This is a genomic window from Aeribacillus sp. FSL M8-0254 (genome assembly GCF_038008845.1).
Taxonomy (GTDB): domain Bacteria; phylum Bacillota; class Bacilli; order Bacillales; family Aeribacillaceae; genus Aeribacillus; species Aeribacillus composti.
Genome location: NZ_JBBOZY010000001.1, coordinates 472,990 through 487,071 on the forward strand (window position 1 = coordinate 472,990; position 14,082 = coordinate 487,071).

Consider the following 14,082-nt stretch of genomic DNA (forward strand, 5'->3'; position numbering starts at 1 on the left):
ATTATAACCAAATTTTAATATGTATTTCAAAGTATAAAAAGTTTGAAAAATACTTTCAAGAATTTATTGACTTTTTAAACATCTGGAATATAATAAGGATTACAAACGATTAACAAATGTTATAAGTCGTAACAAATGTTACAGGGTACATGCACATACGACAAAAAATTGCCTAGAAGGAGCTGGAAACATGTCTATTTATCAAGAATTGCTTTCACGGGAACGTGACGGCCAGCCAATTAAAGTAGGTGTTGTTGGTGCAGGGCAAATGGGATTCAGTCTGATTTCCCAAATCTCACGCATACCTGGCATGGAAGTCAGAGGGATTTGTGATGTCAATATTGAAGCGGCAGAAAGAGCCAGCAGCTATTATCAATCGAAATTAACGAAAAAACATCCTGTTCTTGTCAGCAGTGATTACCGAAAAGTGATTCAATCTGATGAAGTAGAAGTCATTGTAGATGCTACAGGGGTTCCTGAAGTTGGTGCAAACATTTCACTGGAAGCATTAAGATCTAGAAAACATTTAGTACTGCTTAACGTTGAAGTAGATATTACAATTGGATCAATTATGCACAATTTGTTTACATCAGCCGGATTAGTTTATACAGGATCTGCGGGAGATGAACCGGCAGCAACGCTTGAACTGTATGAGTTTGCGAAGACAATGGGTCTTGAAGTGCTTGTTGCTGGGAAAGGGAAAAACAACCCGTTCATACCAAACGCCAATCCGGATACATGCAAGGAAGAAGCTGCTCAAAAACATATGAGCGCCCATATGCTTGCAGCGTTCCAAGACGGCACAAAAACAATGGCTGAAATGAATTTATTAAGCAACGCTACAGGTCTCATTCCAGATAAAGTTGGTATGCACGGCGTGGAAGCAAATTTGGAAACGGTTGCCGACAAGTTGAATTTACAAGAAAACGGCGGTGTTTTAAGTCAATTCGGAGTAGTTGAATATGTAAACGGATTAGCACCGGGCGTGTTTGTCATTGTGAAAAGCGAATTAGAACCTGTAGATGCAGAATTAAGATATTTGAAAGTTGGCAAAGGCCCTCATTACGTTCTTTACCGGCCTTATCATCTAGCAAGTTTAGAAACTCCTATTACGATTGCAAAAGCAGTATTGCAACACGATACATCGATTCATCCATTAGGGGCGCCAGTTTCAGAAACAGTCGCTGTTGCCAAGCGCGATATTCAAGCAGGAGAAGCCATTGATGGCATCGGCGGCTACTCAGTAAGAGGCGTGCTTGAAACTCATCAAGAGATGAAGAAAAATTCACACATCCCAATCGGTTTAATCAGTGGAAACATTGTTGCAAAACGTTCCATTAAACAAGGTCAATTTTTAACATTAGATGATGTCGAGTTAGACCCATCTACAACCGTTTGGAAATTAAGATCTCTTCAAGATCATCTTTTTTCTAACTAAAAAATGCATTTGTGCAGCGCAAAGGGGGTGATTCTTTTTGAAGCTTGCAATCATTTTATCCATGATTTTGCTCATTCAATATGTGGCGACGATTATACAAGTCAGACATTATAAAAAATATGTCGACAAAATTGTAAGCCATTACAAGGGCAAAGAAGGGTATTTTTTGTACTCAGGCATGAATCGGCGAAAATTTAGTCCCGGCGCTATGGCAATGATTGTAGTGAACAAAGATTATGTTATAGAAGATTGCTATATTCTAAAAGGTATTTCAGTTTTCTCAAAGTTTAAAAAATATGAAAAATACATTGGCCATCATGTAGCTGAAATTTTGGATGATCACCATGAATTCACAGAAAATGCTGCAGGAAAAAAGAGGAAAACCCCTTCATTTTTGGCGGCTTTATCAATGGCGGCCGAAAATGCTATCGTTTCCATTTCAAAGAAAAAGCTTTCAATATAAAATGTGCTGAAAGGAGAAGTGAAAGATGGAATGGTTGAAATGGATTGGTGAACATTTTATCGGAATGTTCCAGGCTGGCGGAGAAACGTTTATGGGTATGTTTACAGGCATTATCCCGACTTTGGTTGTTTTGCTTACATTTACTTATGCAGTTATTAAATTTATTGGTGAAGAGCGGGTTAATAGAGCGATACAATTTGCTTCGAAGTATATGCTGTTACGATATACTGTCATGCCGATATTATCAGTATTGCTGTTAACAAACCCGATGTGTTATACGTTCGGACGCTTTTTGCCAGAAAAGCAAAAACCGGCGTTTTATGATTCAGCTGTATCGTTTGTTCATCCGGTGACGGCGTTGTTCCCGTATGCAAACGCAGGAGAATTATTTGTCTATTTAGGAATAGCCAACGGAATAAAAGAAGCCGGCTATTCTATGTCAGAGCTTGCTGTCCGTTATTTTCTCGTAGGGATCGTAGTTATTTTATTGCGCGGAATTATTACGGAATATATAACAAAATTTTTGGCGCGCAGAATGGAAGCGAAATCTTAAATTTTGGACAAAGATGAAAGCGAGTTCAAATATTAAAGAGGAGGAGAACATATGTCAAAACGAGCTGTTTTTGTTGCAAAAGGTTCTGGCGGCTGGGGAAAAGGCTTGCGCATTGAACCGAAAGGAAAGAAACAAAAAGTTGTATCCATTACAGGCGGCGGCATCCATCCTGTAGCAGCGAGAATAGCAGAATTAACAGGCACTGAAGCTGTAGATGGTTTTAAAAATTCAGTTCCGGAAGATGAAATGATGTGTGTCGTGATTGACTGCGGCGGAACAGCCAGAATTGGTTTGTATCCAATGAAAAGAATCCCGACCGTTGATATTCTTCCTTCTTCACCTTCTGGTCCATTGGCGAAACACATTACTGAAGATATTTTTGTATCGGGTGTTACTGTGAAGGATATTTATCTTGCGGACGAAGCAGAAGAACAAAACATTCAGACGGATGCTTCGGAAACGGAGCAGCAAGAAGACAGTCCAAAATTCAATGTGAATGATAAGGAAGCATTTAAAGCTCAATACGAACAAGTAAAAAAGGAACACCGTGAAAACAATGAAAATATATTAATGAAGTTTTCAAGAGGAATAGGAAAAGTAACTGGTACTTTTTATCAGGCGGGACGCGATTCTGTTGATATGTTGATTAAAAATATTATTCCATTTATGGCTTTTGTTAGTATGTTAATAGGTATAATTAATTATACGGGAATCGGTGATGTGATCGCTAATACTCTTTCTCCTCTTGCCAGTTCTTTATGGGGATTGATCGTCATCGTTATCGTATGTACAATCCCGATTCTGTCACCGGTGTTAGGTCCTGGAGCTGTTATTGCGCAAGTCATTGGGGTATTAATTGGAAGCCAAATTGCAGCGGGCAACATTCCGCCTCAATTTGCTTTGCCGGCTCTATTTGCCATTAATGGTCAAGTGGGTGCGGATTTTGTCCCTGTCGGTTTGTCTCTTGGAGAAGCGAAGCCAGAAACGATTCAATACGGTGTGCCAGCTGTATTGTACAGCCGTTTAATCACAGGAGTTCTTGCAGTTTTAATCGCATATGCAGCAAGCATCGGCATGTATCAATAATGAATAGGATTTCAAGGAGGATCAGAAGATGTCGAAAACGATTATTCGTGAAATCGGTACTCTAGTCCCATCATTTGAAGAAGAAAAAGTTTTAATTCTCTTTGGACCTAATGCTCCTCAAGAGCTTAGAGAAGTATCTGTTATTCATGAATTTGAAGGCGATGTGTCGGATGAGCCGCTTGTTGAGGGCGGAAAAATTATATGGGGCGATCAAGAATATTTCATCACAGCAGTCGGCTCGGCAGCAAACAAAAATTTAAAGGAATTAGGCCATATTTCGATCTATTTTTCCAAACCAAATGAACATGTGCTTCCAGGAGCTGTTTTTGTCGAGCCTTTTACTTTCCCACATATCGAAGTTGGAAAAGAAATTCGCTTTGAAAAATAACAATTTTCTTTCTGTTACCATTATAATTTAATACGAACCTAGATTTTATAGAAAGAAGTGGGGAATTATTGGAAGATAGAAGGCTGCTTGTGAAAATTTCTCATATGTATTATACGGAAGGAGCTACACAATCAGAAATCGCAAAAGTGTTCGGTGTAAGCCGGTCGTTGATCTCAAAATATTTATCAAAAGCAAGAGAATTGGGAATTGTTGAAATTAAAATTCATGACGGCTCAAATCATCCTCTCATGAATATAGAAGCAAGAATTGAAAAAAAATATGGACTTCGGGAAGTCATTTGCGTTCCGAATCTAGGAAACGGACCGGATTTGGAAAATATCGGGGAATATGCGAGCAAATATTTATTAAGGATATTGAAAGACGAACAAATTGTCGGGGTTTCTTCTGGCACGACATTGCTTTCTGTTGCGAAGCAGATGCCAGCTAACTTTAATTATTCCTCCACGACCTTTGTTCCGATTGTAGGAGGAATGGGGGATGAACGGGTAGATATACATGCCAATGTTCTTGTTTCGATGTTTGCTGAAAAATTGAAGGCAAATTATAAGCTTCTCCATGCCCCTGTGATGGCTGACAGCAAAAAAGATAAGGAATTGTTTATGACCCAAACATCTATACAAAGCATTTTTAACCTTGCCGAAAAAGCGGATATCATCCTTGTAGGAATCGGCGGTTCACCTAAACACTCAACCATTACGAGATCAGAGCTGGGAAAAAAGTATAGACAATATTTTAATGAACTCGATGCTGTTGGCGATATTTGCTATAAGTTTATCGATGAAAACGGAAGTGCCCCTTCAAATATTTGGAATGATAAAATCATTTCTTTTAATATTGAAAAATTAAAAGAAATTCCGTTTGTGATTGGAGTGGCAGCAGGACTGGAAAAAGTCGATGCGATCAAAGCCGTTTTAAAAGGGAAGTTAATAAATGTGTTAATTACAGATGAAAAAACAGCGGAAATGCTTTGACCTAAAAAAATTAATCATATGTGTAAGATGGTGTTTGATAAGTCCCTAAATAAATCAAGTAAAAAACAATAAACCGTTTTTCTCTGCTTGATTTCGTATGTTTTCTATTTTGTCTAAAAGAGCTGAGCTGCCATAACTACAAATTGGCAGCCATTTTTTTTGCATAAAACATGGTTGCAGCCCCTCGATTATCTTTAGTTTACCAAACAAAAGAAAGAAGCTTGAGTACTTCCACTATTTTGAAAGGCTCCAATAAATAAGCTTATATAGATATTCCTTGACTATTTTCGGAAAAAACTCTATATTTATTACAAAAGTAACTATAAAGAACAAATGTAAAGGAGAGGTGGAAGAAATGAGTAATCATGTACTTCCAGCATTTATAACGGATGAAAGATTAGTTGAATTGTATAAACAAATGTGGCTGATTCGATATTTTGATGAAAAAGTCGACCAATTTTTTGCAAAAGGGATGATTCATGGAACGACTCACCTTTGTGTAGGACAAGAAGCAACAGCAGCAGGATCAATTGCCGTTTTGCAAGAGAAAGATAAAATTACCAGCACGCACAGGGGTCACGGCCATTGCATTGCTAAAGGTGCAACAGTCGATAGAATGATGGCCGAACTGTTTGGCAAAGTGACCGGATACTGTAAAGGGAAAGGCGGTTCCATGCACATTGCAGATGTAGAGAAAGGAAACCTAGGGGCAAACGGAATTGTTGGCGGAGGCATTCCTTTGGCAGTCGGTGCGGCATTAACTTCAAAGATGAAAAATGAGGGGTATGTTGTATTGTGCTTCTTCGGAGATGGTGCAGCAAATGAAGGAAGCTTCCATGAATCGTTAAACCTTGCTTCCATTTGGGATCTTCCAGTTGTGTTCATTTGCGAGAACAATCAATACGGAATGAGCGGGTCTGTAAAAGAAATGTTCAATATTGAAAATATAGCAGATCGTGCACAGGCTTACGGTATTCCAGGCAAAGTAATCGATGGAAACGACATGCTTGAAGTGATGAATACAGTTTATGAAGCTGTTGAACATGCCAGATCAGGGAAGGGCCCTGTGCTGATTGAAGCAAAAACATATCGATGGAAAGGCCACTCAAAAAGCGATGCAAAAAAATACCGCACTCGTGAAGAAGAGCAAGAGTGGAGAAAAAAAGATCCGATCAAACGGTTTAAAGAGTACTTGATTGACAAAGGAGTATTAACAGAAGAAAAGGCTGAACAGCTGAGAGAAGAAGCATTCCAGGAAATTGAAGACGCTGTTAAATTTGCGGAAAACAGTCCAGAACCGTCTGTTGATACATTGCTTGAAGACGTTTATGCGTAAATTTAGGGAGGGGAAAAGCGATGAGAGAGATCACTTATTTAGAAGCAGTTCGAGAAGCAATGAGTCAAGAAATGAGAAAAAATGAAGATGTTTATATATTAGGCGAGGATATCGGGGTTTACGGCGGTGCATTTGGTGTCACGCGGGGGATGATCGAGGAATTTGGTCCGGAACGCGTGAGAAATACGCCAATTTCTGAAGCGGCCATTGCAGGTGCGGCTGTCGGATCAGCGCTGACAGGCATGCGGCCGATTTTGGAGCTTCAATTTTCAGATTTCATCACAATCGCTATGGATCAGCTTGTGAACCAAGCTGCAAAGCTCCGATACATGTTCGGAGGTAAGGGGAAAGTTCCGATGGTTGTAAGAACTCCTGCAGGATCAGGTACAGGCGCAGCTGCCCAGCATTCTCAAAGTTTAGAAGCTTGGATGGCGCACATTCCGGGGCTGAAAGTCGTACAGCCGTCAACAGCTTACGATGCAAAAGGATTATTAAAAGCAGCGATTGACGATGATAATCCAGTTATTTTCTACGAACACAAACTCCTTTACAAAACAAAAAGCCACGTTCCAGAAGAACAATACTCGATTCCGTTAGGAAAAGCGGATATTAAACGGGAAGGTAAAGATGTGACGATTGTTGCAACAGCGATTATGGTGCATAAAGCATTAGAAGCGGCAAAAGAGCTTGAAAAAGAAGGAATTGACGTCGAAATTGTCGATCCAAGAACACTTGTCCCGCTGGATGAAGAAACGATCGTCGAATCTGTGAAAAAGACAGGTAGAGTTGTAGTCGTCCATGAAGCTGTAAAACGCGGAGGATATGGCGGTGAAATCGCTAGTGTCATTGCAGAGAGCGAGGCCTTCGATTATCTCGATGCCCCAATCAAACGTCTTGGCGGGCTACCTGTCCCTATTCCTTATAATCCGAATCTAGAAAAAGCAGCTGTCCCGCAAGTACCGGATATTATAAAAGCAGTAAAAGAAACGGTTCAATTTAAATAAAAAGGGGGGAGAACCGATGGCAAAAGAAATTTTTATGCCGAAGCTGAGCAGTACGATGGAAGTCGGCACACTCCTTCAATGGTTTAAAGAAGAAGGAGAATCCGTTGATATCGGCGAACCGTTATTTGAGATAATGACCGATAAAATCAATATTGAAGTTGAGGCATATGACAGAGGGATATTGTTGAAAAAATATTTCCAACCGGATGACCAAATTCCGGTCAATCAAGTGATCGGATATATCGGCGAACCGGGGGAAAAGGTTCCTGACGAGCCGCCGGCTTTATCAGAGGAATCAAGCGAACAATCCGGTGAAAAGACTGAACAGTCTGAAACAAACGAAGACGCTGTCGAAGTAAAAAGCAATGAGAATGGTAAAGTACGAGCCACACCTGCCGCAAGACGTTTAGCAAAAGAAGCGCAAGTAGATCTTCGGAACATTGTAGGAAGCGGGCCAAAAGGACGCATACACCTTAAAGATGTGAAGCAATATTTAGAAACAGAAAAGGCACAACCGAAAGCATCGCCGCTGGCAAGAAAAATTGCAGAGCATGAGAATATAGACTTGAAGGCGCTTCAAGGTTCAGGTGCAGGAGGCAAGGTGATGAAACAGGATGTTATCAACGCCATTCAAGCATCAAGTCAGAAAGCTCAGCAGCCTGAAGTCCGGAAGAAACTATCCGGATTGCGGAAAGTGGTTGCCGACAGAATGGTGCAAAGCGCCTTTACTGCTCCACATGTTACATTGGCCAGCGATATTGATATGACAAAAGCAATCGAAATGAGAACAGCGCTTCTTCCGGTTGTCGAAAAACAAACTGGATTCCGTTTAACTTATACAGACATTATGATCAAAGCAGTCGGTACAGCTTTATCACGATTCCCTGAAGTGAACGTTCATTTGGAGCATGATGAAATCATTTATAAAAATGAAGTTAATGTTGGAGTGGCAGTTGCGGTAAAAGACGGTTTAATGGTGCCGGTAATTAAACAAGTTGAGCAGAAAGGATTGACCGCTATTTGTGCAGAAGCAAAAGATTTAAGCAAACGTGCAAGGGAACAAAAACTCCGGCCTGACGAGCTTAAAGGCTCTACCTTTACGATCAGCAATCTCGGCATGTATCCGATAGATGTATTTACACCGATTATTAATCAGCCGGAAATAGCCATTTTAGGTGTTGGTAGAACCCAAGAAAAACCTGTAGTAGTCAACGGGGAAATCGTCATTCGGCCGATGATGACAGCCAGCCTGTCTTTTGATCACCGTGTAATAGATGGAGCACCTGCTGCAGAATTTTTGGCAGAAGTTAAACGCATTCTTGAAAACCCGTATGAAATGATCTTATAAGGAGGGGGCTCAATTTGACAAAATCGTATGATATTGCAGTAATTGGCGGTGGACCAGGAGGCTACATGGCAGCACTTCATGCAGCACGGTTTGGAAAAAAAGTAATGCTAGTCGAAAAAGATTTTTTGGGCGGCACATGTTTAAATAGAGGCTGCATCCCTTCCAAAACATGGTTGAAAAACGCTGAAATTATTGAGGCAATTGAATTATCAAGAGAATGGGGAATTCAAACGGACAACATCACGATTTCATTAGACAAAATGAAAAAGCGCAAAGACGAAGTCATCTCCCGTCTCAGAAACGGTGTTATGTTTTTGTTAAAGCAAGGAAAAATTGATGTATATGAGGCAGAAGGCTTTGTAGAAGAAGGAAATATTGTAAAAGTAGTTTCGGATAAAAAAGAGGAACGTGTTCAAACAGACAAAATTATTGTGGCAACCGGTTCATCTCCTTCCGTTCCCCCAATAGATGGACTGGACTCTGCGTCTTTTTATACAAGCGATACCATTTTTGATATTGAAAAAATACCAAGCTCCCTAACCATAATTGGCGGCGGAGTCATTGGGGTGGAGTTAGCGACTATTTTTTCCAGTCTAAAAACAAATGTAACGATCATTGAAATGGCCGGACGGATTATCCCAACTGAAGATGCTGACGCCTCCAAAGCGCTTGCTAAATCGCTGCAGAAAAAAGGAGTCCAAATTTTAACAGATGCGAAAGTAACAAGCGTGAAACAAAACGGAGACAAAACCATTGTCGAATGTCTAAATGAAAAAGGCGAATCGGTATCGGTAGAAGGGGAGGCGCTTTTAGTAAGCGTTGGAAGAAAACCTAATTTATCTGCCGTTCAGGCAGTAAAGCTAGAACAAAACGGGCCTTTTATTAAAGTGAACGAAAAAATGGAAACGAGCTATCCGAATATTTATGCTGTCGGCGATGTCATAGGAGGATATCAGCTGGCGCATGCGGCATATATGGAAGGAATTGTTGCCGCATCGAACGCAGCAGGCTGTGAACGGAAAATGGATGAAAAAGTTGTTCCCAGGTGCATTTTTACGCTTCCAGAAGTAGCTAGTGTTGGCTTGACAGAAGAGGAGGCCGAGCGCAAAGGGCTGCAAGTAAAGGCTGAAAGATTTGATCTTGCCGGAAATGGAAAAGCGCTTGTTTCTGGCGACACATCAGGATTTATAAAAATAGTGTATGATGAAAAATATGGAGAAATAATTGGAGTCACAATGGTTGGCCCACACGTGACTGAAATGATTTCAGAAGCTTCCTCTTTCATATCCCTGGAAGGCACTGTAGAAGAGCTGGCCAATATGATCCACCCTCACCCAACCATATCTGAATCGTTTTTTGACGTCGCCAGAAACATTATAGACAAAAGTAAAAAATAATAGCGTGATGTAAAAAGGGCTTATTTACAATTGTTATACTAATTAACATTTAGTAAAACAAATTTGTAAATAAGCTCTTATTTTTTTCCTTTATAAAAGAGTAAGTTTATTCGTTTGAAAACAGAAGCTTTTTATTCATCTCATGAAATGTTTATTATAGAATTATATAAGTAATCAGATGGATCAAATGATATTGAGAAAAAAAGAAGAGGTGACGAAATGTTAACGTGGGATGAAAAAAGACAACTTGTTAAAGTGGCCACTTTATATTATATGGAAGGTTGGACGCAAGAACAAATAGCGAAAAAAATAGGAGTGTCAAGACCGATTATTTCAAAAATGCTGCAACGAGCTAAAGAAGCAGGAATTATAGAAATATTTATTAAAGATGAAAGCGCCCATACAGTTGAACTGGAGCAAAAATTGGAGAAACATTACGGATTGAAGGATGCCATTGTCGTACCTACAGTAGGATTAACACCTGATATGATTAAGCAAGCTGTAGCACGTGCGGGCGCATATTATCTTTCCAAAAATTTAAAATCGGTGAAAAGGTTAGGTATTTCATGGGGGACTACGCTCGCAGAACTTGTGAAAGAATTTCCTTATATTCGAAAAGAAGATTTAAAAATTATTCCACTTGAAGGGGGGATGGGAAGAAAATTTGTCGAAATTCATGCAAACCAACTTGCTCATGAATTGGCTAAAAAGATGAATTGCACTTGTCTTTATTTATATGCCCCAGCGATTGTGGAGACAGAAGAATTAAAGGAAAGATTATTAGCAATGCCGGATATCGAAGCAGTGCTTGAAGAAGGACGGAATATAGATATGGCGGTTATTGGGATCGGCAACCCGCATAAATCATCCACGCTTCGTAAGCTAGGTTATTTAGAAGATAATGATTTGCATTATTTACGGAAGCTTGGTGTAGTTGGTGATATAGGATTTCGCTTTTTTGATGAAAGTGGGAATGTCATTATTAATTCATTTACAAACAAAGTCATTGGAGTTTCGTTAAACGAATTAAAGAAGGTTGACCAAGTGATTGCTGTTGTTGAAGGAATTCATAAACTTGAAAGTATAAAAGGTGCACTAAACGGGGGCTTCATCAATGTTTTAATTATCGATGAACAGACTGCTGCAGCTATTGTTGAAAATTGGTAAACAATTTGATAAAAAAATTTTTTAAAAACATCTCAATCATGAATTTCATTTTATATATTGACAGAAGAAAGCGATTACAAATATAATTAAAACAAAAGTAACAAAAAAGAACAAATGTAAATAGTCAGAATTTATTTTTTTATACAATTGGGTTTCTGACCTAATTAGGAGGAAAGATTCATGAATTCCGTTGAAAAAGTTATTCACGAAAATTGTGTTTTGTTAAATATTGAAGCAAATGATCAAAATGACATTCTTTCGAAACTCTCTGATACTTTGTATAAACATGGTTTTGTTAAGGATACCTTTAAAAATGCAGTTTTAGAGAGGGAAGCCCAATTTCCGACTGGATTGCCATTAACTTCAGTTGGTGTTGCAATTCCGCATACAGATGCTCATCATGTTGCTCGAACTGCCATAGGAGTTGCAATTTTAAAGAAGCCTGTAGAGTTTTCAGTAATGGGAAGCCCTGGTGATAAAGTACATGCTTCAATTATTTTGATGCTTGCGATGGACGATGGTAAAAAACAAATAGAACTCCTTCAAAGATTAATGGAATTTTTTCAAAAAGAAGAAAAACTACTTGCTTTAAAAGAAATGAAAAGCGAGAAAGAAATCGCTGCATATTTGGAATCTCAAATATTTTAAAAATAAACAATTTTAATATTAAAAGGGAGGAATAAAAATGAAAAAAGTACTTGTCATTTGTGGGACTGGGGTTGCAACATCAACAATGGTGATGAATAAACTGAAGGAATTTTTTGAAGAAAAACAAATAAATGTTCAACTTCATCAATCAAAAGTGTCGGATGTTCTGTCAACAGGAAATGATTATGATGTCATCGTATCTACGACCGTTGTTCCACCAAGCATTAAAACAAAGGTTGTTAATGCCGTTCCTTTACTAACAGGTGTAGGAAAGGAGAAGGTATTTAACGATATATTAGAAGCATTAAAATAATTAATGAAGGGATGGGAGTATATGGATTTCATCCAAAAAATTGTTGATTTAGGACCTACAGTCGTATTGCCTATCATCATTTTTCTATTTGGTCTAGTATTAAAAATGAAGCCGGGGCGTGCATTTCGGGCAGGTTTAACAGTTGGAATTGGATTTATTGGTATTAATTTAATTATCGGTCTGCTCATGGACAATTTAGGACCTGCCGCAAAAGATATGGTTGAAAGACTGGGTATCGATTTAAGCATTATTGATGTTGGTTGGCCGGCTACTTCTGCCATTGCCTTTGGATCAACTGTAGGCGCATTGGCAATACCAATCGGATTAGCTGTCAATTTAATTTTACTAATTGTAGGTTTGACAAAAACATTGAATATTGATTTGTGGAACTTATGGCATATTGCATTCACAGGCGCGCTTGTCAGCATTATGACCGACAGCTTTACAATGGGGATTGTAACAGCCGCAGTACATGCAATCGTCCTTTTAGTCCTTGCTGATATGTCTCAAAAACATGTAGAGCAATTTTATGGATATCCTAACATATCTTTTCCTCATGGAACGTCTACGCCGTATATTTTATTTGCTTGGCCTTTAGAAAAACTATTCAACATTATTCCTGGATTTAAAAATTTAAAAGCTGATCCTGAATCAATTCAAAAAAGATTGGGAATTTTAGGTGAATCGACAGTATTAGGGCTTATATTAGGTCTTATTATCGGAATTTTGGCAGGATGGAATGTTAAAGAGGTGTTGAATTTAGGAGTATCAACTGCAGCTGTTATGCTTCTTTTACCACGGATGGTATCCATTTTAATGGAAGGCCTTGCACCAGTTTCTGAATCTGCCAGTGAATTTGTAAAATCAAAATTTCCTGGCCGAGAAGTATTTATAGGGATGGACAGTGCTTTGGCAGTAGGACATCCAGCAGCGATCGCTTCATCTTTGATCATGGTGCCTATTGTATTGCTACTGGCAATTATTGTTCCTGGTAACAAAGTATTGCCGTTTGGCGACTTGGCAACAATACCATTCATTGTGAGTATGATGGTTCCGATTTTCCGAGGGAACGTTGTTCGAACAGTTGTAGCAAGCACGATTGCATTAGGTTTTGGTCTATTGTTGGCAACATATATTTCTCCACTTTTCACACAAGCAGCAAAAAATGTGGGGTTTTCTTTCCCGGAAGGAGCGAACTCAATATCATCGCTTGTTGACGGAGCGGTTCCAACGACTGCCATCTTCTTATTCGGTGCAAAATTAGGGTATATTGGTTTGATCATTATTGCATTAATTGCTTTAGCAACAGCTTATTATATAAATAAAAGACCAAATAAAACAAACTAATAGTTTTATAGAATTGGACTAATCCTTTGTTTCTAAAGCAAACTAAAAAATTTAATTTAATTGAACATGGCTCCAACTCTCAAATCATTAAGTTTTGAAGTTGGAGTTTTTTTTGATTTTGCTGAAATATTTTGTCGATTTAAAACGTCGACGCTTACTTTAAAAAATCACGCGTCTTTGTTTAGCATGGGGCATTTTGTAACGGATCATGACAAGGCAGTTATTCCACTAAAAAAAGTGGGGTAAAAAATTTAAAAGCAAAGTTGAAAATGGTAATGGCGAAGGAACAGATAAAGAGCGGACAATAGGTTGAAGGAAAGCAAGGGAGGAGGGGTAAAAGTTGAAAATTCAACGCATTGAAAGGCAAAGTCGGCGAAAAATTCTGAACTTGTTTCTAGAATAATCGTTGTTATTGAGAACTCATAATGTGGGTTCGAAAGCCTTTCTGTGTCCCGATTGAAAAAGCAAAATATCCGATAAGAGAAAATTGACACCATTAGTATTCAACGTGCGATGACTGTTCCCCTGATAAAGCCAACATAGCACTTATTTGTCCTAGCAATATAAAAATGAGAAAAGTGGTCCAGCTCAATGATTTTTTC

14 protein-coding genes are annotated in these 14,082 nt (G+C 38.8%); all 14 read left to right on the top strand.

Annotated features, from left to right (window positions below; translation table 11 throughout):
* Positions 1–190: 190 nt before the first annotated feature.
* The 14 genes from NSQ44_RS02375 to NSQ44_RS02440 all read left to right on the top strand — a co-directional run bounded on the left by NSQ44_RS02375 (position 191) and on the right by NSQ44_RS02440 (position 13,480).
* Positions 191–1,438: an NAD(P)H-dependent oxidoreductase gene (locus NSQ44_RS02375; RefSeq protein WP_340854711.1), complete on the top strand. Its 1,248-nt coding sequence runs from the start codon at positions 191–193 to the stop codon at positions 1,436–1,438.
* A gap of 37 nt (positions 1,439–1,475) precedes the next feature.
* Positions 1,476–1,901 carry a transcriptional regulator GutM gene (locus NSQ44_RS02380; protein ID WP_340854712.1) on the top strand — a complete coding sequence of 142 codons (426 nt, stop codon included), beginning with the start codon at positions 1,476–1,478 and terminating at the stop codon, positions 1,899–1,901.
* A 25-nt stretch (positions 1,902–1,926) separates the two neighbouring features.
* A complete protein-coding gene (gene srlA, locus NSQ44_RS02385; RefSeq protein WP_066246929.1) occupies positions 1,927–2,454 on the top strand; it encodes a PTS glucitol/sorbitol transporter subunit IIC in 528 nt (175 codons plus the stop codon).
* A gap of 51 nt (positions 2,455–2,505) precedes the next feature.
* Positions 2,506–3,540 (top strand): PTS glucitol/sorbitol transporter subunit IIB, encoded by a 1,035-nt coding sequence (gene srlE / locus NSQ44_RS02390; protein WP_340854713.1) that lies wholly within the window; start codon positions 2,506–2,508, stop codon positions 3,538–3,540.
* Positions 3,541–3,568: 28 nt separating this feature from the next.
* Positions 3,569–3,928, top strand: coding sequence for a PTS glucitol/sorbitol transporter subunit IIA (locus NSQ44_RS02395; protein ID WP_063386335.1), 360 nt, complete (start codon positions 3,569–3,571; stop codon positions 3,926–3,928).
* A gap of 89 nt (positions 3,929–4,017) precedes the next feature.
* Positions 4,018–4,920, top strand: coding sequence for a sugar-binding transcriptional regulator (locus NSQ44_RS02400; protein WP_340854714.1), 903 nt, complete (start codon positions 4,018–4,020; stop codon positions 4,918–4,920).
* A 355-nt stretch (positions 4,921–5,275) separates the two neighbouring features.
* On the top strand, positions 5,276–6,256 hold the full coding sequence (gene pdhA, locus NSQ44_RS02405) for a pyruvate dehydrogenase (acetyl-transferring) E1 component subunit alpha (RefSeq protein ID WP_063386334.1): 981 nt from the start codon (positions 5,276–5,278) through the stop codon (positions 6,254–6,256).
* A gap of 20 nt (positions 6,257–6,276) precedes the next feature.
* Positions 6,277–7,260: an alpha-ketoacid dehydrogenase subunit beta gene (locus NSQ44_RS02410; RefSeq protein ID WP_063386333.1), complete on the top strand. Its 984-nt coding sequence runs from the start codon at positions 6,277–6,279 to the stop codon at positions 7,258–7,260.
* Between the two features lie 16 nt (positions 7,261–7,276).
* Positions 7,277–8,608, top strand: a complete 1,332-nt coding sequence (locus NSQ44_RS02415; RefSeq protein ID WP_340854715.1) for a dihydrolipoamide acetyltransferase family protein — start codon at positions 7,277–7,279, stop codon at positions 8,606–8,608.
* A 14-nt stretch (positions 8,609–8,622) separates the two neighbouring features.
* The gene (gene lpdA / locus NSQ44_RS02420; RefSeq protein ID WP_340854717.1) at positions 8,623–10,005 is read left to right on the top strand and encodes a dihydrolipoyl dehydrogenase; all 1,383 of its coding nucleotides are present in this window, start codon (positions 8,623–8,625) and stop codon (positions 10,003–10,005) included.
* Between the two features lie 219 nt (positions 10,006–10,224).
* Positions 10,225–11,172 (top strand): sugar-binding transcriptional regulator, encoded by a 948-nt coding sequence (locus NSQ44_RS02425; protein WP_340854718.1) that lies wholly within the window; start codon positions 10,225–10,227, stop codon positions 11,170–11,172.
* A 180-nt stretch (positions 11,173–11,352) separates the two neighbouring features.
* Positions 11,353–11,820, top strand: coding sequence for a PTS sugar transporter subunit IIA (locus NSQ44_RS02430; RefSeq protein ID WP_340854719.1), 468 nt, complete (start codon positions 11,353–11,355; stop codon positions 11,818–11,820).
* A 37-nt stretch (positions 11,821–11,857) separates the two neighbouring features.
* Positions 11,858–12,133, top strand: coding sequence for a PTS sugar transporter subunit IIB (locus tag NSQ44_RS02435; RefSeq protein ID WP_063386328.1), 276 nt, complete (start codon positions 11,858–11,860; stop codon positions 12,131–12,133).
* A 21-nt stretch (positions 12,134–12,154) separates the two neighbouring features.
* The gene (locus NSQ44_RS02440) at positions 12,155–13,480 is read left to right on the top strand and encodes a PTS galactitol transporter subunit IIC (RefSeq protein WP_340854721.1); all 1,326 of its coding nucleotides are present in this window, start codon (positions 12,155–12,157) and stop codon (positions 13,478–13,480) included.
* Positions 13,481–14,082 lie beyond the last annotated feature (602 nt).